Consider the following 20,326-nt stretch of genomic DNA (forward strand, 5'->3'; position numbering starts at 1 on the left):
AGGCGCGGGGTCCGGGGCGGAGCCCCAGGGTCTTTCAGCCCCGCCGGCGATTGAGGCGCGGGGTCCGGGGCAGCGCCCCGGCAGCGGCGCCGCACACGATCACGGCGAGGACCGCCGCCGGGCCAGCACCCGCGCCCCCACCACCGGCGGCAGCAACGGCCCGGCAGGATCCACGGCAGCCGCAGGCTCGGGCACGGGCTCGGGCACGGCCGCCGGAACCGGGGCCGAGACCGGGGCCGGGGCCGGAGCCGAGACCGGAACCGGGGCCGGGGCCGGGGCCGGAGCCGGGGCCGGAGCCGGAGCCGGGGCCGGAGCCGGAGCCGGAGCCGGGGCCGGGGCCGGAGCGACCAGCGGATCGGCGGCCAGCCGAAGCGCCTCCCACCGAAGCTCCCGCACCCCCGGGTCGTGCCACCCGTCCGGCTCGACCCCCCGCACCGGCCGCGTCCGAAACGCGTGCACCCCCACCGCCACCGGCACGGCCAGCGCCAGCGTCCACCCGGCCGCCGCGGCCCCGACGGCCCACCACACCGGCCCGAAGCTCGCCAGCGCCCGCGACCCCAGCGGCCCGGCGGAGGCCGCCGCCAGCCCGGCCACGGCCAGCCCGCACACCACCGAGCCCAGCGCGGCCGTCAGCGCCGTCTCGCCGAGGGTGACCTCCCGCGCCCGCCGCACCGCGAACCACCCCACGACCAGCCCGGCGGCCACCGGCACTCCGGCCGCCGCCCACGTCACCGGCGTCCCCGCCCCTTCCGGCGGCAACGCCGCCAGCAGCGGGAACCCGGGCAGCGCGGCCTGTCCGCCGAAGCCGAGCGGGGTCGCCACCGCCCCCGAGCCCAGCGCGAAGCCGGGCCCGAGCCCGTAGGCCGCGCCCCACACCATCGCGTTCGGGATCAGCGCCAGCGCCAGCAGCAGGACCGCGAACCGTCCGGACCACACCCCGGTCAGCGTCAGGAACGACGACTGGACCTCCCCGGCGTGCCACGCCAGCGAGGCCCCGACGAGCAGTCCTCCGCCGCCCAGCAGGACGAGGACCCCGGCCGCGCCGGAGCGCAGCGCCAGCGCGTAACGGGGGCGCGCGACGGCCTTCCGTACGCCCCCTGGAACCCAGTCCGGCAGCGGCCCCAGCGGGCACCCCTTGGCTTCCCACACCCCGCCCGCGGCGGCCGGCAGCGCCACCAGCGGGACGTGCCAGGCGGCGCTCAGCGGATCGGCCGGCATCGGGCCGCCCGCCGCGTACACCGTGGCCAGCGCCGCCACAGAAAGGTATCCGCAGGTCACGGCGGAGAGGATGACACCGGCCGACAGCACCTCGTCCCCCTCCTCCCCGCCCCCGGACGCGCTGCCCAGCCGGGCCGCCCTGCGCACCAGCAGCACGGGCAGCGCGACCAGCAGCAACGGGATCAGGCCGACGGGCGCCGGCACCCCGGAGAGGGTCTCGTAGCGGATGAGTTCGGTGCCGTGGGCCATCAGCCACAGCCCGGCGGCGAGGTGCAGCGCGCCACCGGGACCGCTGTCCGGGTAGGGGGAGCTGATCCACAGCACGGTCACGAGCACGGCGAGGAAGCCGAGCCCCAGTCCGGCGGCCAGGGCGCCGCCCAGCACACAGGCGGCGGCTGCCGGTGAACGGCGTCGCGCGCCGGCCCGCGGGGCCGTCGGCAACGGGGTCCCGCGTTCGGTCACTTGGGTCACCCCGCCATGGTGCCAACGACACGCGCTATGGGCGGGTAACAGGCGAATGCCCGTGGTGTCGCCCAATATACGTTTATGTACTTTTTCGCCCAGGGCTGCCGGGTCACGGGGAGCGTGGCATGACACAAGACGTCGAGACGGCCTCCGGCTCGGAAGAACTGGGCCTCCCCTCCCCCAAGGAGCGCCGCCGCCTGCGCGAAGCCGGCGGACTGACGCCCGAGGAACTGGCGTCGGAGGTGGGGGTCACCCCGACCACCGTCCGCTCCTGGGAGACGGGCCGCACCGAACCCCGCGGGCGCAAGCGCGAGGCGTACGCGAATCTCCTGGCCCGCATCGAGGACCCCGGCCCCCTGCCCTCCCCGACCCCGCCGCACCGCCCGGCCCAGGCGGACCACCCGGCCCACCCGGACCGCCCCCACCGGACGGCCCACTCCCGCCCGGACCAGGCCGAACTGACCGACCGTCCGAGCCGCACCACCGGCCACCCCGACCCGGGCGCCGAGGCCACCTCCCACCCCCCGGCCGGCCCACGCGCCGCCGCCCCCGGCGGGTCCGCGCGGCCCGGCGGGGCGCACACCCGGCCCGCGCCGGCGGCCGAACGCGCCGCCAAACCACCCGTGAGCATGGTCCGCCACGAGAGCAGAGCCACCGTCAGGACCGGTACGGGCAACGGCCCGTCCGCCCCTGCCTCCCCGGCCCCGCCCGGCCCGGAGCAGCCCCCCGGACCGGACCGGCCGGCCGCCCCCGAGCCGTTCGGGCCCGCGCCCACCACCCAGGCCCCGATCGGCCCCGAGCCGACACCCCGGCCGGACCGGGCCGCCCCACACCCGGAGGTCACCCCCGAACAGCCCGCCCAGGCCCCGACCGGACCCGCCCCCACCGCCGAACAGCCCGCCCGGGCCCCCGCCGCAGCCCCCGCCGAAGCCCCCGCCGAAGCCCCCGCCGAAGCCCCCGCGAGGAACTCCGCCGACCCCGCCGCCGAAACCCCCTCCCCCGAAGGCCCCGCCGAAGCCCCCGCCGCGCCCGCGGTCCTCCGCCCCACCGAGGCCTTCGACGCCCTCTACGCCTACGCCGCCCCCGCCCTCGTCCGCCAGGCCTACCTCCTCACCGGCCGCCGCGTCCTCTCCCAGGAGGCCGTGGAGCGGGCCTTCCAGCGGGCGTGGGAGCAGTGGCCCAGCGTCGCCACCGACCCCGACCCGGTCGGATGGGTGCGCGCGGTCGCCTACGAGTACGCCCTCTCCCCCTGGCACCTGCTCCGGCGGGCCCACAAGCACCCCGACAAGCCCCCGGCCGAGCCCGCCGACCGGATCATGCTCGACGCGATGCTGGCGCTGCCGCCCGTCCACCGCCGCACCGTGCTGCTCTACGACGGCGTCGGCCTCGACCTGCCCGACACCGCCGCGGAGACGGAGGCGAGCACCCCCACCGCGGGCAACCGCCTGCTGGGCGCGCACGCCGAACTCGCCGACCGGGTCCCCGAACTGGCCGGCGTGGCTCCCGGGCAGCGGTCCGCGCTGCTGCGGGAGCGGCTCGGCGCCCTCCGGCCCTCCGTACGCCTGGAGCCGCGCCCGGCGCAAGCCATCCGTACCGGCACCGAACAGCGGGCCCGGCGGTGGACGCGCGCCGCGGTCGGGCTGACGGCGGTGATCGCGGTGGCGACGGGCTACACCGCCTTCACCGCCCCGGACCGGTACGAACCCCCGCGCGCGCCCGGCGCCAGCGTCTCCGGGGTGCCGCCGCACAGCGGCCCCCAGCGGCTGACCGACCAGAGCCGGGAGCTCCAGGACAAGCTGCGCGCCGATCCGGCCGCCGGTCCCGCCAGGCTCTCCCCCGAGGTGGAGTGAGAAAAGGGCGTGGCCCGCACCTCCCGAGGGGTGCGGGCCACGCCCGTGTGCGCTCGCGCGCGTGTCCCCGTACTCGCGTACGGAGTGCGACTACTGGGCGGCGAGGATCTCGCGCGCCAGCTTCGCGGTCTCGGTCGGCGTCTTGCCGACCTTGACGCCGGCGGCCTCGAGGGCCTCCTTCTTGGCCTGTGCGGTGCCAGAAGAGCCGGAGACGATGGCGCCGGCGTGGCCCATGGTCTTGCCCTCGGGGGCGGTGAAGCCCGCGACGTAGCCGACGACCGGCTTGGTGACGTTCTTCGCGATGAAGTCCGCCGCACGCTCCTCGGCGTCGCCGCCGATCTCGCCGATCATGACGATCAGCTCGGTGTCCGGGTCGGCCTCGAAGGCCTCCAGGGCGTCGATGTGCGTGGTGCCGATGACCGGGTCGCCACCGATGCCGACGGCGGAGGTGAAGCCGATGTCGCGCAGCTCGTACATCATCTGGTAGGTCAGCGTGCCCGACTTGGACACGAGACCGATCTTGCCGGGCTTGGTGATGTCGCCCGGGATGATGCCGGCGTTGGACTGGCCGGGGGTGATCAGACCCGGGCAGTTCGGGCCGATGATCCGGGTCTTGTTGCCCTTGGCGGTCGCGTACGCCCAGAAGGCGGCGGAGTCGTGCACCGCGATGCCCTCGGTGATGACGACGGCCAGCGGGATCTCGGCGTCGATGGCCTCGACGACGGCCGCCTTGGCGAACGCCGGCGGGACGAAGAGGACGGAGACGTTGGCGCCCGTCTTCTCCATCGCCTCGGCGACGGAACCGAAGACCGGGACCTCGGTGCCGTCGAAGTCGACGGTGGTGCCGGCCTTGCGCGGGTTCACGCCGCCGACGATGTTGGTGCCGTCAGCCAGCATCAGCTTGGTGTGCTTCATGCCCGTGGCACCGGTCATGCCCTGGACGATGACCTTGCTGTCCTTGTTGAGGAAGATAGCCATGTGAGTCTGTGACCTCTGCCCTTACTTCGCAGCCGCGAGCTCGGCGGCCTTGTCGGCCGCGCCGTCCATGGTGTCCACGCGCTGCACCAGCGGGTGGTTGGCGTCCGAGAGGATCTTGCGACCCAGCTCGGCGTTGTTGCCGTCGAGACGGACGACGAGGGGCTTGGTGACCTCTTCGCCCTTGTCCTTCAGCAGCTGGAGCGCCTGGACGATGCCGTTGGCGACCTCGTCACAGGCGGTGATGCCACCGAAGACGTTGACGAAGACGGACTTGACGTCCGGGTCGCCGAGGATGATCTCGAGACCGTTGGCCATGACGGCGGCGGAGGCGCCACCGCCGATGTCCAGGAAGTTGGCGGGCTTGACGCCGCCGTGGTTCTCGCCGGCGTAGGCGACGACGTCGAGGGTGCTCATGACGAGACCCGCGCCGTTGCCGATGATGCCGACCTCACCGTCGAGCTTGACGTAGTTGAGGTTCTTCGCCTTGGCGGCGGCCTCCAGCGGGTTCGCGGCCGCGTGGTCCACGAACTCCTCGTGGCCCGGCTGGCGGAACTCGGCGTTCTCGTCGAGGGAGACCTTGCCGTCGAGCGCGATGACGTCGCCGTTGGCGACCTTCGCGAGCGGGTTCACCTCGACGAGGAGCGCGTCCTCGGCGATGAAGGTGGCCCACAGGGTCACGAGGACCTCGGCGACCTTCTCGGCGACCTCGGCCGGGAACTTCGCCAGGGCGACGATCTCGCGGGCCTTCTCGATGGTCACGCCCTCGTTGGCGTTCACCGGGACCTTGGCGAGCTTCTCCGGGGTCTCCTCGGCGACCTGCTCGATGTCCATGCCACCCGCGACCGAGGCCATGGCCAGGAAGGTGCGGTTGGTGCGGTCCAGCAGGTACGAGACGTAGTACTCCTCGAGGATCTCGGGAGCCGTCTCGGCGATCATCACCTTGTGGACCGTGTGGCCCTTGATGTCCATGCCGAGGATGTCCGTCGCACGGGCGACGGCCTCGTCCGGGGTCTGCGCCAGCTTGACGCCGCCGGCCTTGCCGCGGCCGCCGACCTTCACCTGGGCCTTGACGACCGACTTGCCGCCCAGCTTCTCGGTGGCCTCGCGAGCCGCCTCAGGCGTGTCGATGACTTCACCGGCCAGCACCGGTACACCGTGCTTGGCGAAGAGGTCCCTCGCCTGGTACTCGAACAGGTCCACGCGCGTCCGTCCCTTGTCTTCAAAGATTCGCAGTGATTCGCGGTTGTCTGCTATCTGCGTGGGCGTGCCGCGAGGGCATCGTGACGGCGCTGTCACAGGGGAGGCGCACACGGTGACCGTGGACGCGGCATGTCCGTCTCGCAGGTTATCCCTGTGGGACGTAGGTCCCTAAATCAGGGATCACACCTGAGCGGTGATACCTGTCACAGATCACCTCACCGTTGAGCTGCGTCTTCGTGTGATCTGCCGATTCCTCCCGGCCCCGCCGACGCGATGCCCCGGGGGTGGCCGGGGGATGGGCGCCGGGTGGGCGGGGCGGTCACGGCACCGGCAGGGGCCGCTTCTCCAGGGCCGCCGCCATCACCTCCGGGAAGAGGTCGGGGGTGCAGGCGAAGGCGGGCGCCCCGAGCGCGGCGAGCGCCGCCGCGTGCTCGCGGTCGTAGGCGGGGGCGCCCTCGTCGGACAGCGCCAGCAGGGTCACGAACTCCACCCCCGCCGCCTTCATCGCGGCCACCCGCTTCAGCATCTCGTCGCGTATGCCGCCCTCGTAGAGGTCGCTGATCAGGACGACGACCGTGTCGGCCGGGCGGGTGATCTTGGACTGGCAGTAGGCGAGGGCGCGGTTGATGTCGGTGCCGCCGCCGAGCTGGGTGCCGAAGAGGACGTCGACGGGGTCGTCGAGCTGGTCGGTCAGGTCCACCACGGCCGTGTCGAAGACGACCAGACGGGTGGCGATCGACCGCATGGAGGCGAGGACCGCCCCGAAGACGGAGGCGTAGACGACGGAGGCCGCCATCGAACCCGACTGGTCGATGCAGAGCACCACCTCCTTCTTCACCGCCCGGGCGGCCCGGCCGTAGCCGACGAGCCGCTCCGGCACGACCGTGCGGTACTCGGGCAGGTAGTTCTTCAGGTTCGCCCGGATGGTCCGGTCCCAGTCGATGTCGTGGTGGCGGGGGCGGCTGATCCGCGCCGAACGGTCCAGCGCGCCCGTCAGGGTGGCCCTGGTGCGGGCCGCGAGGCGCTTCTCCAGCTGCTCGACCACCTTGCGGACCACGGCGCGGGCCGTCTCCTTGGTGGTGTCCGGCATCGCCTTGTTCAGCGACAGCAGCGTGCCGACCAGATGGACGTCGGGCTCGACGGCCTCCAGCATCTCCGGCTCCAGCAGCAGCGCGGCCAGGCCGAGGCGCTCGATGGCGTCCCGCTGCATGACCTGGACGACCGGGCCGGGGAAGTACGTACGGATGTCCCCGAGCCAGCGCGCCACGTGCGGCGCGGACCCGCCGAGCCCGGCGGACCGCTCCCCCGCCGTACGCCGGGAGCCGCCGCCCCCGCCGTAGAGGGACTCCAGCGCCCCGTCCATCGCCGCGTCCCGCCCGGCCGGCGCGTACCCCGTCCCGTCGGCCTCACCCCCACCGAGCACCATCCGCCACCGCCGCAACCTCTCGCCCCCGCCGGCCTCCCCGTGCCGGGCGGCAGCGTCGCCGGCGGACCGGGCTCCCGGCGCGCCGACCACCCCACCGCCGCCCGGGGCGCCCGCGTCGTCCAGCTCCCCGCCGCCCGTGCCCACGGCCACCGTGTCCGCCGCCTCCACCAGCTTGTCCGTACCGCTCATCCGCCCTGTCCCCCCTCAGCTCGTCCTGCTCGTCGTACGGGCCACCCGCCGGCCCTACCCCGCATCCCTTCCGCCCCTGACGGACCTCGTCCCCTCCCCCACCACCCGGCCCAGCTCACGCCCCCCCTCCAGCGGCTCCGCCCCGCAGCCCCTTCCCACCCCGGCGTGCCTCCTGCCCCTTTCCCGGCCGCCCGGCCCAGCTCGCGGGCCCGCCCGACTCCCCTCTCCCGCCCGGCCAGGGCCTAGGCGGCCGTGAGGAGGAGGTGGGCCACCTCCTCGGCCGCCGCCGCGCGGGCCGGGTCCAGGTCCGGGGCGAAGCCTTCGGGGGCTTCGCCGGAGCCGGCCGGGGACGTGCGGCCCGGGCCGCGCCGGACCAGTTCACCCAGGGTCCGTCTCACGCCCGGCTCGTACGCCCCGAACGTGCGCCGCAGCAACGGCAGTACGTCGATGAACGCCTCCTCCGGCACCGCCACCAGCCACGCGTCGATCAGGCCCAGCAGCCGCTCGTCGTGGACCAGCAGGGTGCCGCCGCCCGCGCCGCCGCCCGCGAAGCCTTCGATCCAGCCCGCCGCGTCCGCCGGGGCCGAGGCCCGGGAGAGGGCCAGCCCCATCAGCCTGGCCGTCTCCCCGGCCGGGATCCGGCCCTCGTCCAGCAGCAGCCGGGCGGCCCGGCCGCGTATCGGCCCGGGCACGCTGTCCCGCCCGGCGAGCGTCGCCAGCACCGCCGACCAGCGCTCCCGCAGCCCCCCGGCCTCCTCCGCGTCCGCGAGCAGCCCGATCGCCCCGTGCACCGCGTCCACGTGGCGCCGCAGGTCCGCCGCCCCGTCCGCGTCCAGCCCGGCCGCGCAGGCGGGCGGCAGGGCGACGCAGATCCGCTCGGCGAGCCCGGCCGCGACCGCGCCGAGCGCCGCCGCGTCCGTACCGCGTACGTCGCCGTACCGCAGCGAACGGGCCAGCGCGGGCAGCGCCTTGGCGAGCCCCGCCACATCGGTGTCCAGCGCCGCCCGGTCGGCGAGGGCCCGCAGCACGGCGGGCAGGGCCTGCGACAGCCCGGCCAGCAGGCACCGCTCGGCCAGCGCCGTGACCTCGCCCAGCTCCACGGCCCCGGCGGCGTCCGCCTCCGCCTTGGCGGTGGCGGCCCCCAGGACGGTGGTGCCCCAGATGCCCGCCTCGGCGACCCGCACCGACAGCTCCGGCTCCCAGCACAGCCGCCAGGTCTCCCGGAAGGTGCCGGTACCGCTCCGGGAGGCGGTGGGGACGCCCCAGTCGATCCCGAGCAGTCTCAGCCGGTGCAGCAGCAGGGACTTGGCGGAGTCGGTGTCCTTGCGCAGGTCGAGTTCCAGCTCGCGCCGCTGCGCCTCGGCCTTGAGCCGCAGCGAGCGCTGACAGCGGGCGAGGTCCCGCTGGAGCGGGACGACGGGCGCGCCGTCCGGCACCTCGCCCAGCACGTCCCCGACGACGAGCCGGTCCTCGACCAGCGCGAGCGGCACGTCGGAGCCGTCGCACATCACGGCGCGGACCGCCTCCAGAGTTTCGGTGAGCCCCGGCAGCGGGCGCCCGCGCACCGCCGCGAGGGTCTCGGCGAGCCGGACGGCCTCGATGACGTGCGCCGGGGAGACCTGCCGGTCCTCCTCCCGCAGCAGCCCGGCGACCTTCGTCAGCCACCGCTCGACCGGCCGGTCCCGGGCCGCGAAGAGGTGTGCGTACCAGCCGGGTGAGGTGATGCCGGCGCCGTAGCCGCCGGCCCGGGCGAGCCTGCGGTGGGTCCACGGCACCCAGGTGGTCTCCACCTTGGTCCGCGGCAGCCCCGCGAGGAGCGCCCGGTCCGCCGCGACCGTGGCCTTGGCGCGCAGGGCGGGGACGTGCCAGGCGCCGCACACCACCGCGAAGTCCTCGCCGAACTCCCGGCGGGCGGCGCGCATCTTCTGCCGCATGTGCGCCTCGCGGACCAGGTCCCGGGGCCGGCCGCCGTCCCCGTAGGTCTCGCGCAGGGCGCCCATGGCCTCCGCGAGGGCCTCGAAGGCGGCGAGCGGGTCCGGGACGGCGCCGGTGCCGCGGTGCTCGACCACGTCCTCCCACCAGCGCTCCGGATCGTCGTACCCGGCGGCCTGGGCCAGCACCCCGAGCGGATCGACCCGTACGGAGTCCCCCTCCGCCTCCCCTCCTTCCGCGCCCTCCTCCGCGCCGCGCGCGGCCAGGGTGTGTGCGGCCGGGAGGTCGATGAAGCGGACCGGGACGTCGCGGGCCTGCGCCCAGCGGATGGCCACCCACTCCGGGGAGAAGGAGGCCAGCGGCCAGAAGGCGGCCCGGCCCGGGTCGTCCGCCGCGTGGGCGAGGAGGGCGACGGGCGGGCGCATGCCCGGTTCGGCGGCCAGCGGCAGCAGCGCGTCCCCCTCGGGCGGCCCCTCGATGAGCACGGCCCGCGGCCGGGCCGCGTCCAGCGCGGCCCGGACCGCCCGCGCGGAGCCGGGCCCGTGGTGGCGCACGCCCAGCAGCAGGGGGCCGGTGGCGGCCGGGCTCATGCCGTCACCTCCCGGCAGGCGCGGTAGAAGTCCTTCCAGCCGTCCCGCTCGCGGACCACGGCCTCCAGGTACTCCTGCCAGACCACCCGGTCGGCGGCCGGGTCACGGACGACAGCGCCGAGGATCCCGGCGGCCACGTCGGACGGGCGCAGGACGCCGTCCCCGAAGTGCGCGGCGAGCGCCAGCCCGCCGGTGACCACGGAGATGGCCTCGGCGGTGGAGAGGGTGCCGCTGGGCGATTTCACCTTCGTCCGGCCGTCGTCGGTGACGCCGTCGCGCAGCTCGCGGAAGACGGTGACGACGCGGCGGATCTCCTCCAGCCCCTCGGGCGCGGCCGGCAGGTCCAGGGCGCGGCCCATCTGGTCGACGCGGCGGGCGACGATGTCGACTTCGGCGTCGGCGGTGGCGGGCAGCGGCAGCACCACGGTGTTGAAGCGGCGGCGCAGGGCGCTGGAGAGCTCGTTGACCCCGCGGTCGCGGTCGTTGGCGGTGGCGATGAGGTTGAAGCCGCGTACGGCCTGCACCTCCTGGCCCAGTTCCGGTATGGGCAGGGTCTTCTCGGACAGGACGGTGATGAGGGTGTCCTGGACGTCGGCGGGGATGCGGGTGAGTTCCTCGACGCGGGCGGTCATGCCCTCGGCCATGGCGCGCATGACGGGGCTGGGGACGAGGGCCTCACGGCTGGGGCCGTGGGCGAGGAGGCGGGCGTAGTTCCATCCGTAGCGGATGGCTTCCTCGGGGGTGCCGGCGGTGCCCTGGACGAGGAGGGTGGAGTCCCCGCTGACGGCGGCGGCGAGGTGTTCGGACACCCAGGTCTTGGCGGTGCCGGGGACGCCGAGGAGGAGCAGGGCGCGGTCGGTGGCGAGCGTGGTGACGGCGACCTCGACGATGCGGCGCGGGCCGACGTATTTGGGTGTGATCACGGTTCCGTCGGCGAGGGTGCCGCCGAGCAGATAGGTGGCGACGGCCCACGGGGAGAGCTTCCAGCGGGCCGGCCGGGTCCGGTCGTCGGCGGCGGCCAGGGCTTTCAGTTCGTGCGCGAAGGCGTCTTCGGCGTGCGGTCGCAGCGCCTGGGCGCCGGTGTCGTTCGCGGGCATGGTCATGGTCCCCCTCCAATGCTCGGCAGCCGTTCCCGACTGCTGTGTCCACGGTGCACCATGCCACTGACAACGCCCCTTGCTGGCTCCGTTGTTGCAGGTCAGAGCGATTGTCAGTGGGGGTCTCTACGGTGGTTCACATGACTGAGCAGCAGGTCCGCTGGACGGCGGAACAGGTACTGGCTCTGGCTCCTGACGAGGCGTCACGCAAGGCGGGGGGCAGGCTGGGCGCGGCGGGTCCGTGGTCACAGACCGGAGGTTCCGCTTCCGGTGCGGTGTGGGGGTTGTGCAAGGGCAGCGGCAGCACGCCGTACCGGACGGTCGTGGACCTGACGGGGCCCGCGTACAAGTGCTCCTGCCCGAGCCGGAAGTTCCCGTGCAAGCACGCGCTGGGGCTGCTGCTGCTCTGGGCGGCGGAGGGGGTGGGCGATCCGGCCGAGGCGCCGGACTGGGCGGGGGAATGGCTGTCCGAGCGGGCGGCGAAGGCCGTACGGGCCACCGCGCGGCCGGCCGGCCCGGTCGACGAGCAGGCGGCCCGGCGCCGGGCCGAGCGGCGTGCGGAGCGGATCGGCGCGGGGGTCACCGAGCTGGAGCAGCGGCTCGTGGACCTGATCCGCGGCGGACTCGCGGGGCAGGAGCAGGCGGGGTACGCGGGGTGGGAGGAGACCGCGGCCCGGATGGTCGACGCCCAGGCACCCGGACTGGCGTCCCGGGTAAGGGAGTTGGGGGCAATACCCGGTTGCGGGCCCGGCTGGCCCGCCCGGATGCTTGAGGAGTTCGCGCTGCTGCACCTGCTGGACAGGGCCTGGCTGGGGGTGTCCGGGCTGCCGGAGCCGCTGGCCGCGACCGTCCGGAGCCGGGTCGGGCTGCCGTCCCCGGCGGGGGGCGAATCCGTCCGGGACCGCTGGCTCGTACTGGCCCAGTACGACTCGGTGTCCCCGGACGGCCGCCTGACCACCCGCCGGACATGGCTGTGGGGGCTGGGGAGCGGACGCCCGGCCCTGGTGCTGGACTTCGGCCCGCCCGGGCGGCCGCCGGAGCTGGCGCTGCCCGTCGGGCTGGTGCTGGAGGCGGAAGCTCGCTTCCGGCCCGGATCTGCGGGACTGCGGGCGGACCTCGGGGAACGCTCCGCGGCCGCGGCGCCGGCCACCCGGATCCCGTCCGGGGTGGGTACGGCCGCGGCCCTGGAGGCCTACGGGACCGCGCTGCGGCAGGACCCGTGGCTGGAGTCCTGGCCGGTGGTGCTGGGCCCGGTGATCCCGATACCGGGGGAAGCGGGCGAGGGTCCCTGGCAACTCGCGGACGCGGAGGGGGCGTCCGCGCTGCCGGTGGCGCTCGCCGGGGGCGGTTCGCGGGCCGGACTGTGGCAGCTGGCCGCCCTCTCGGGCGGCGGCCCCGTCACGGTCTTCGGGGAGTGCGGCCACCGCGGCTTCACCCCCCTGACGGCCTGGCATCCGCGCACGGCGGAGGCCGTCCCGCTGGGGTAAGGGGGACGGGGGAGAGAGGGGAGAGGAACGAGAGGAACGAGAGGAACCAGGGGAGACCAGGGGGGACCAAAGGGGGGAACGGGGGGACGCGCGGGGGCGCGTAGCGGGACGACGGGGGTGGACGAAGCCGGTGAGCCGGTGCGGTACGGGCCGGACCCGTCCGCGTACGCCTGCCGTCGGCAGGTCATCGATCGCTTGGAGCGACGGCGCGGGGGCGCCGTCGTGGGGGACGAGTGAGCCGGGGGGCATCCGTGGACGACAACCACGCCAGCTGACGCATGCCCCGGTCCCGCACAGGGGGCGGGACCGGGGCACGGCACCGAGCACGACGAGGACGAGGGAGGGGACCGGTGATGGACGCCGACGAGGGCATACGGAACACGCGGGAGAAGACGGACGGGCAGGCGGCGCCCGGGGACTGGGAGGAGCTGGTCGCCACCGCCCTGCTGGGCACCGCACGCCGGGGCGGCTCCCCGGAGGCACTGCTCGACGCGGCGGCCGTGCGGACCGTGCGCCGCCGCGCCGGGCTGCGGCCCGCCGAGGCAGCGCGGCGGCCGCAGCCGGCGCCGCGCGATCCGCGCCCGGCGCCGCCGGAGGCCGCCCGGCGGCGGCTCGCGCAGCTGCTGGCCGGCCGGACCGCGGCCGGCAGCGGCGGCGGCCGCCGGGGAGGGGCCCCGGATCTGACGGAGCTGCTCCCGCAATGGCTGGCGACGGCCGGGCGGTACGGCTACCGGGCGCCGTCCGCGCTGGTCCCGGCGCTGCTGGACGCCGCCCGGGCCCGGACCGACCTGCGCCCGCAGGCACTGGCCCTGGCCGGGGCGCGCGGGCTGTGGCTGGCCCGGCTGAATCCGGACTGGCGGTTCGCACTGCGGGGCGCGGCGGGCGGCGCGGGGGAACTGCCCGATCCGGCCGACGGGGCCGCGGTGGAACGACTGTGGGAGGAGGGGCTGTTCGCGGAACGGGTCGCGCTGCTGGGCGCCGTACGGGCCCACGACCCGGCGGCGGCGCTCCGGCTGCTGGGCACGACCTGGGCCACCGAGCGGGCCGAGGACCGGCTGATGTTCCTCGACTCCCTGCGGGCGGGGCTGTCCGCGTCGGACGAACCCTTCCTGGAGGCGGCCCTGGCCGACCGGAGCCGCAACGTCCGCTCGACGGCCGCCGAGCTGCTGTCCGCGCTGACCGGTTCGGCGCTGGCCGGGCGCATGGCGGAGCGGGCGCTGGCCTGCGTCGGCCCGGGGGTGGTGGACCCGCCGACGGAGTGCGACGCCGGAATGCTGCGCGACGGGGTGGTCAAACGGCCGCCGGCCGGGCGCGGCGAGCGGGCCTGGTGGCTGGGCCAGCTGGTGGAGGCGGCCCCGCTGTCCTGCTGGCGGGAGCGGTTCGGGGGGCTCGGCCCGGCGGAGATCGTGGCGCTGCCGGTGGCGGAGGGCTGGGCGGAGGAGCTGCACGCGGCGTGGTGCCGGGCGGCGGTGCGCCAGCGTGACGCGCGGTGGTCGAAGGCGCTGCTCGGTCCGGCGTCCGCGCCGCCCGCGGCGGGCCCGGGAACGGCCTCGCTGGCGGAGCGGGCCAAGCTGCTGGAGACCCTGCCCGAGGAGGAACGGGCCGAGTGGGTCGCGGAGTTCGTACGGGCGCACGGGCTGTCGGAGGCGTTCCAGCTGCTCGGCGTGTGCGTGGTCCCGTGGGCGGGGGCGCTGGGCCGGGCGGTGGTGGACGCGCTGGACGCGGCGCGTGAGGCGGGCAGTTACCCGTGGAGCTTCAGCGGGGTGATGGGGCTGGCGGAACGCTGCCTGGATCCGGCGGAGGCGGGGCGTCTGGAGGCCGCGGTGGCCGCCGCCGACGATCCTCCGGAGGGGTCGTCGGGGGCCGCCGCGTATTGGGCGGAGGCCTTTCAGCGGCTGGTGGCCACGCTTCGGCTCCGCGCGGCCATGCTCGAGGAGCTGGCGCCGGCCGTCTGATCCCCTGCCCTGGCCGGGCGGAGCTCAGTACCCCGCTGCGCGGAGCTGCTCCCCGCCCCGCCCTTCCTCCGTTCCCGCCTCAGGCGCCGGCGCGGCTGGAAGGACCTGGGGCTCCGCCCCAGACCCCGCGCCTCAAACGCCGGCGGGGCTGGATTTCGCCGGCGTGGTCAGGGCTGGCGGACGTGGGTGTTGACCCAGTCGACGATGGCGGTCGTCGTGGCGCCCGGGGTGAAGATCTCGGCGACGCCCTTGGCCTTCAGGGGGGCGATGTCGTCCTCCGGGATGATTCCGCCGCCGAAGACCTTGATGTCGGCCGCGTCGCGCTCCTCCAGGAGCTCGATGACGCGCGCGAACAGCGTGTTGTGCGCCCCCGAGAGGATCGAGAGGCCGATGGCGTCCGCGTCCTCCTGGATCGCGGTGTCCACGATCTGCTCGGGCGTCTGGTGGAGGCCGGTGTAGATGACCTCCATGCCCGCGTCCCGCAGCGCACGGGCGATCACCTTGGCGCCGCGGTCGTGGCCGTCGAGACCCGGCTTGGCCACCACCACACGGATCGGACCGGTCACACCCATCGCACTGCCTCCCGAGTGAACGAACGTTAAGTACAGCATCGCGCACCGCACCGTTTCACGGTCAACCACGAGGGGGAAATCACACGTGGGACGCCGTTGATTCACCATCGCCCAGCCGCCCCGTCACCGCGCCGACAGCCGCACGGCACGGTGGCGGGGCTGCGTCGGCAGTGCGGCCCCGCACCCAAGAGGTCCAGGGGAGGCCGTCGATGGGGCTCACGCTCGTGCCGCAGCCCGTGTCCCGTTCGGGGGCCGCGCTGCGGGCCGCCGTCCTGGAGGCGGTGGTGCTCACCGGACACCTGCTCCTCTATCCCACCGGGATACGCGAGGAGCGTCCCACCGCCGCCCGGCACACCGGGCAGCTCCCGCCCGTGCTGCTGCTGCACGGGTTCACCGACAACCGGTCGGTCTTCGTCCTGCTGCGGCGCGCCCTCGGCGCGGGCGGCCGGCGGCGCGTGGAGACGTACAACTACTCGCCCTTCACCCGCGACCTGCGGGTCACCGCCCGCCACCTGGCCCGCCGCGTCGAGGAGCTGTGCGAGCGCAGCGGGCAGGACCGGGTGGACCTCGTCGGCCACAGCCTGGGCGGGCTCGTCGCCCGGTACTACGTCCAGCGGCTCGGCGGCGCCGCGCGCGTGCGGACGCTGGTCACCCTCGGCACCCCGCACTCCGGCACCCGGGCCGCCCCCTTCATGGACGCGCACCCCCTGGTCCGGCAGATGCGGCCGGACTCCGAGGTGATGGCCGAGCTCCGCGCGCCCGCGCCCGGCTGCCGCACCCGCTGCGTGGCGTTCTGGAGCGAGTTCGACGCACTGATGGCCCCGACGGGGACGGCCCGTATCGAGCATCCGGACCTCGACGTGACGAACGTGCAGGTCACCGGTATCGGCCACCTCGCCCTCCCGGTGCACCCCGCCGTCATCACGGCTGTCCGCCGCACCCTGGACGGCCCCCTCGCCGACGCCGCGACCACCGCGCAGGCTTCCCCGCACCCTGCCGGAAGCACCGAAAACGGAACCGGAACCGAGGGCCGGAGCCTGGTCGTCTGAGGCACCGGGGCGACGCGTGCGCCCTACCTCATCCATGACATCGGATCGAACGAATTTCGAACTCAAGGCCAAGGCTCGGTGTTCCGGCGACCGAAAGGCGGCCGAATGCCCGGTTCCCGCAAGTCCGAAACCCTCAGAAGATTGTCGTTGCCAGTAACCGCCGGGTACAGTCACGCCACTGCTCTCCTCCGGTGAACCTCGAGTTCCCCGGCCACCCAGGCCCCACACTGCCGAGGCGAAAGAGAAGTTGGTGAACGACCGCCCGACGTCGGGCCAGTACCCCGATATGGGGTACGACGGCCTTTCCACCACCACTTTCGCTGGTGACCAGTCCTACGTTTCCTACGAAACGCAGGGCCAGGGCTATCAGTACGTCACGGACTACGCCGCTTCCGGCAGTTACGACCCCTACGGTTCGTACCAGTCCACCGGCACGTACGACACCACCGCGTGGACCGCGCAGGAGACCTACCTCTCCACCGTCCCGAGCCAGAGCCTCCCCGCGGACGGCACCGGTTCCTGGGACTCGAGCGCCTGGAACACGCAGGGCACCGACTTCCAGCCGACCTCCTTCGGGTACGAGTCCACGGGCGCCGAGCAGACCGGCCACTGGACCCTCCCCGGCTACGGGCAGGACACCGGCACCTACGACGCCACCGCCTGGAACGGCGGCCTGACGACGGACCAGCCCGAGCAACCGGAACAGCTGGAACAACCGGACCAGGCGTACGCGTACGAGGCCACGACCCTCGTCCCGGTCACCGTCGACGAGGACGGGACGGAGCCGGCCGGGGACACGTTCGACGACGAGTTCGCGGACGGCGTGCACCACATGCTCACGCAGACCATGCCCGTGACACCCGCCGACTCCGGCTCCGAGCCCCGCCCGGAGCCCCGCTCCGCGCGCCGGGCCGGCGGCAAGAACGCCACCGCGAAGAACGCCTCGGCCAAGAACACCGCCGGCAGCCGGCGCCGCAGCCCCGCCAAGCGTTCCGCCCTGCTGACCGTCGCCGTTCCTTCCGTCTGCGTGATGGGCGTCGCGGGAGTCGCCGCCGCCTCCGTCGGCGGACTCACCGGCGCCGAGAAGCCCGCCGACGAGCCGACCACGATGGCCGCCGCCGACCCGGCCTCGGTGAAGCCGGTCGCCGCGAACAACAAGCTCGACACCCAGCTGGCCGCGCTCAGCGCCGACGCCGGGGACTTCGCGGACCGCGCGAGCCGCACCCAGGAACGCATCGACCTCCGCACGCGCCAGGAGGAAGAGAAGAAGAAGCGGGCCGAGGAGGCCGCGGCCAAGGAGGCCGCCCGCCCCAAGTTCGCCGTCCCCGTCGCCCAGCGCGGGCTCAGCGCCTCGTTCGGCCAGGGCGGCGGCATGTGGATGTCCGTCCACACCGGCATCGACTTCCCGGTCTCCTACGGAACCCCGGTCATGGCCGCCACCGACGGCACCGTGCGCACCCAGTGGAACAGCGCCTACGGGAACATGGCCATCGTGACCTCGCCCGAGGGCACCGAGACCTGGTACTGCCACCTCAGCAGCACCAAGATCCGGTCCGGCAAGGTCAAGGCCGGTGAGGTCATCGCCTACTCCGGCAACTCCGGCAACTCCACCGGCCCGCACCTCCACTTCGAGGTGCGGCCGGGCTCCGGTTCCCCGATCGACCCCCAGGCGTGGCTGGGCAGCCACGGCCTGGACGCGTCGTAGGCCAACGGCCTCCCGCTAGGGCCCTTCCGCCAAGGCCTTCCGTTACGGCCTTCCGTTACAGCTTCTGCACGGGCGCGTAGCGCAGCAGCAGCCGCTTCGGCTTGTCGTCCCCGAAGTCGATGGTGGCCTGCGCGTCCGCGCCGGCGCCCCGGACCTCCATGACGGTGCCCAGCCCGAACTGGTCGTGCGTGACACGGTCCCCGACGGTCAGGGCGATGACCGGCTTGTCGGCCGCCCGGCGCGTGGCGAAGCCGGAGGGCCCGGACTTCGTACGGGACGAGGACAGGAAGGCTTCGGGCGAGGTCCCGAACGAGGACTTGCCCGAGCCGCCGCCCGAGGACGACCCGTAGCCCGAAGAGCCGTAGCCCGAGCCGCGCACCGGTCCCGCCGGCTTCTGCGCCGCGCCGGTGCGCTTCCACTGGAGGTACTCGGCCGGGATCTCCTCGAGGAACCGCGACGGCGGGTTGTACGAGGGGGTGCCCCAGGCGCTGCGCATCGAGGACCGGGTCAGGTACAGCCGCTCGCGCGCCCGCGTGATGCCGACGTAGGCGAGGCGGCGCTCCTCCTCCAGTTCCTTGGTCTGGCCCAGCGCGCGCATGTGCGGGAAGACCCCGTCCTCCATGCCCGTCAGGAAGACCACCGGGAACTCCAGGCCCTTGGCGGTGTGCAGGGTCATCAGCGTGATGACCCCGGAGCCGTCCTCGTCCTCGTCGGGGATCTGGTCGGAGTCGGCGACGAGCGCGACCTGTTCCAGGAACTCCGCGAGGGTGCCCGGGCCGGGGGCCGGGGTGCCGTTCTCGGCGGCCTCGGCGGTCGCGGCCTCCCGGGCCTGCTCGAACTCGAGGGCCACGGCGGCGAGTTCCTGGAGGTTCTCGATGCGCGTCTCGTCCTGCGGGTCGGTGGAGGCCTGGAGCTCGGCGAGGTAGCCCGTACGCTCCAGCACCGCCTCCAGCACGACGGCCGGACCGGCGCCGGAGTCGACGATCGTGCGGAGCTCCTCCATCAGGACGTTGAAGCGCTTCACGGCGTTCGTCGAACGGGCGGCCATGCCGAAGGCCTCGTCCACGCGGCGCAGGGCCTGCGGGAAGGTGATCTTCTCGCGCATCGCGAGGGCGTCGATCATCGCTTCGGCGCGCTCACCGATGCCGCGCTTGGGCACGTTCAGGATGCGTCGGAGCGGGACGTTGTCCTCGGGGTTCGCGAGGACGCGCAGGTACGCGAGGACGTCGCGGACCTCCTTGCGCTCGTAGAAGCGGACGCCGCCGACGACCTTGTAGGGCAGTCCGACGCGGATGAAGATCTCTTCGAACACTCGGGACTGGGCGTTGGTCCGGTAGAAGATCGCGACGTCGCCGGCCTTGGCGTCGCCCGCGTCCGTCAGCCGGTCGATCTCGTCGGCGACGAACTGGGCCTCGTCGTGCTCGGTGTCCGCGACGTAGCCGGTGATGACGGCGCCGCTGCCGGCCTCGGTCCACAGGTTCTTGGCGCGGCGGTTCTCGTTGCGCTCGATGACCGCGTTGGCGGCGGAGAGGATCGTCTGCGTGGAGCGGTAGTTCTGCTCCAGCAGGATCGTCTTCGCGTCCTTGTAGTCCTCCTCGAACTGGAGGATGTTGCGGATGGTGGCGCCGCGGAAGGCGTAGATCGACTGGTCGGCGTCACCCACCACGCACAGCTCGGCGGGCGGCAGGTCCGGGTAGCCGGGGCCGACCAGCTCGCGCACGAGCGTGTACTGGGCGTGGTTGGTGTCCTGGTACTCGTCGACCAGCACGTGCCGGAAGCGGCGCCGGTAGTGCTCGGCGACCTCCGGGAAGGCCTGGAGCAGGTGGACGGTGGTCATGATGATGTCGTCGAAGTCGAGGGCGTTGGCCTCGCGCAGCCGCCCCTGGTACATCGCGTACGCCTGGGCGAGGGTCTTCTCGAAGCCGTCGGCGGCCTGTCCCGCGAAGGCGTCCTCGTCGATGAGCTCGTTCTTGAGGTTCGAGATCTTGGCGTTGAAGGCCTTCGGCGGGAACTTCTTCGGGTCGAGGTCCAGGTCGCGGCAGACGAGCGCCATGAGGCGCTTCGAGTCGGCCGCGTCGTAGATCGAGAAGGAGGAGGTGAAGCCGAGGCGCTTGGACTCGCGGCGCAGGATGCGGACGCACGCGCTGTGGAAGGTGGACACCCACATGGCGTTCGCGCGGGGGCCGACGAGGCTCTCGACGCGCTCCTTCATCTCACCGGCGGCCTTGTTGGTGAAGGTGATCGCGAGGATCTGGCCGGGGTGGACGTGACGCGCGGACAGCAGGTGGCCGATGCGGTGGGTGAGCACCCGGGTCTTGCCGGAGCCGGCGCCGGCCACGATGAGCAGCGGGGAGCCGGCGTGGACCACGGCGGCGGCCTGCTGCTCGTTCAGCCCGTCCAGGAGCGTCGCCGGGTCGATGACGGGGCGGGGGGCGCCGTCACGGTAGTAGGCGTCCCCGCTCATGGGTACGTCGAAGTGGCCCCCGAAGAGGTCGTCCGCGCCCGGCTCGGGGGCGGCGTGTTCCTCGGGCGGCGGGGGGACCTCGTCGGAGGGGCTGAGGTCGGCCAGGAAACTGTCGTCAAAGAGGCTGCTCATCGCCTTCCGAGTCTAGA

13 protein-coding genes are annotated in these 20,326 nt (G+C 74.3%); 5 read left to right on the forward strand and 8 right to left on the reverse strand.

The features are described 5' to 3' along the window. Positions 1 to 99 precede the first annotated feature (99 nt). Positions 100 to 1,689 carry a DUF6350 family protein gene (locus OOK31_RS13415; RefSeq protein ID WP_267012681.1) on the reverse strand — a complete coding sequence of 530 codons (1,590 nt, stop codon included), beginning with the start codon at positions 1,687 to 1,689 and terminating at the stop codon, positions 100 to 102. Positions 1,690 to 1,808: 119 nt separating this feature from the next. On the opposite strand from OOK31_RS13415, the gene OOK31_RS13420 reads away from it, so the two are divergent. Then, positions 1,809 to 3,533, forward strand: coding sequence for a helix-turn-helix domain-containing protein (locus OOK31_RS13420; protein ID WP_267012682.1), 1,725 nt, complete (start codon positions 1,809 to 1,811; stop codon positions 3,531 to 3,533). Between the two features lie 90 nt (positions 3,534 to 3,623). On the opposite strand, the gene sucD is transcribed toward OOK31_RS13420, so the two are convergent. The 5 genes from sucD to OOK31_RS13445 all read right to left on the reverse strand — a co-directional run bounded on the left by sucD (position 3,624) and on the right by OOK31_RS13445 (position 10,951). Next, positions 3,624 to 4,511 carry a succinate--CoA ligase subunit alpha gene (gene sucD, locus OOK31_RS13425; RefSeq protein WP_267012683.1) on the reverse strand — a complete coding sequence of 296 codons (888 nt, stop codon included), beginning with the start codon at positions 4,509 to 4,511 and terminating at the stop codon, positions 3,624 to 3,626. 21 nt (positions 4,512 to 4,532) lie between these two features. After that, complete coding sequence (gene sucC, locus OOK31_RS13430) at positions 4,533 to 5,711, reverse strand: ADP-forming succinate--CoA ligase subunit beta (RefSeq protein WP_267012684.1); 1,179 nt, start codon at positions 5,709 to 5,711, stop codon at positions 4,533 to 4,535. 319 nt (positions 5,712 to 6,030) lie between these two features. Beyond that, positions 6,031 to 7,137 (reverse strand): VWA domain-containing protein, encoded by a 1,107-nt coding sequence (locus OOK31_RS13435; RefSeq protein WP_267012878.1) that lies wholly within the window; start codon positions 7,135 to 7,137, stop codon positions 6,031 to 6,033. 431 nt (positions 7,138 to 7,568) lie between these two features. Then, a complete protein-coding gene (locus tag OOK31_RS13440) occupies positions 7,569 to 9,848 on the reverse strand; it encodes a DUF5682 family protein (RefSeq protein WP_267012686.1) in 2,280 nt (759 codons plus the stop codon). Then, positions 9,845 to 10,951 carry an AAA family ATPase gene (locus tag OOK31_RS13445; protein WP_267012687.1) on the reverse strand — a complete coding sequence of 369 codons (1,107 nt, stop codon included), beginning with the start codon at positions 10,949 to 10,951 and terminating at the stop codon, positions 9,845 to 9,847. Before OOK31_RS13445 ends, OOK31_RS13440 begins: the two co-directional genes overlap by 4 nt. Positions 10,952 to 11,085: 134 nt before the next feature. On the opposite strand from OOK31_RS13445, the gene OOK31_RS13450 reads away from it, so the two are divergent. Together OOK31_RS13450 and OOK31_RS13455 are read left to right on the forward strand one after the other, a co-directional pair. Next, positions 11,086 to 12,432 carry an SWIM zinc finger family protein gene (locus OOK31_RS13450; protein WP_267012689.1) on the forward strand — a complete coding sequence of 449 codons (1,347 nt, stop codon included), beginning with the start codon at positions 11,086 to 11,088 and terminating at the stop codon, positions 12,430 to 12,432. Positions 12,433 to 12,785: 353 nt separating this feature from the next. After that, positions 12,786 to 14,387, forward strand: coding sequence for a DUF5691 domain-containing protein (locus tag OOK31_RS13455; protein WP_267012690.1), 1,602 nt, complete (start codon positions 12,786 to 12,788; stop codon positions 14,385 to 14,387). A 167-nt stretch (positions 14,388 to 14,554) separates the two neighbouring features. Here OOK31_RS13455 and OOK31_RS13460 read toward each other — a convergent pair whose 3' ends face one another. Then, positions 14,555 to 14,959, reverse strand: a complete 405-nt coding sequence (locus OOK31_RS13460) for a cobalamin B12-binding domain-containing protein (protein WP_267012692.1) — start codon at positions 14,957 to 14,959, stop codon at positions 14,555 to 14,557. A gap of 209 nt (positions 14,960 to 15,168) precedes the next feature. Between OOK31_RS13460 and OOK31_RS13465 the strand changes: the two genes are divergently transcribed. Both OOK31_RS13465 and OOK31_RS13470 read left to right on the forward strand, forming a co-directional pair. Then, a complete protein-coding gene (locus tag OOK31_RS13465; RefSeq protein ID WP_267012693.1) occupies positions 15,169 to 16,008 on the forward strand; it encodes a triacylglycerol lipase in 840 nt (279 codons plus the stop codon). Positions 16,009 to 16,294: 286 nt separating this feature from the next. Then, on the forward strand, positions 16,295 to 17,713 hold the full coding sequence (locus OOK31_RS13470) for a M23 family metallopeptidase (RefSeq protein ID WP_267012879.1): 1,419 nt from the start codon (positions 16,295 to 16,297) through the stop codon (positions 17,711 to 17,713). A 55-nt stretch (positions 17,714 to 17,768) separates the two neighbouring features. Here OOK31_RS13470 and pcrA read toward each other — a convergent pair whose 3' ends face one another. Continuing rightward, positions 17,769 to 20,309: a DNA helicase PcrA gene (pcrA, locus tag OOK31_RS13475; protein ID WP_267012694.1), complete on the reverse strand. Its 2,541-nt coding sequence runs from the start codon at positions 20,307 to 20,309 to the stop codon at positions 17,769 to 17,771. Positions 20,310 to 20,326 lie beyond the last annotated feature (17 nt).

This window comes from Streptomyces sp. NBC_00249, from assembly GCF_026342355.1.
Lineage (GTDB): Bacteria > Actinomycetota > Actinomycetes > Streptomycetales > Streptomycetaceae > Streptomyces.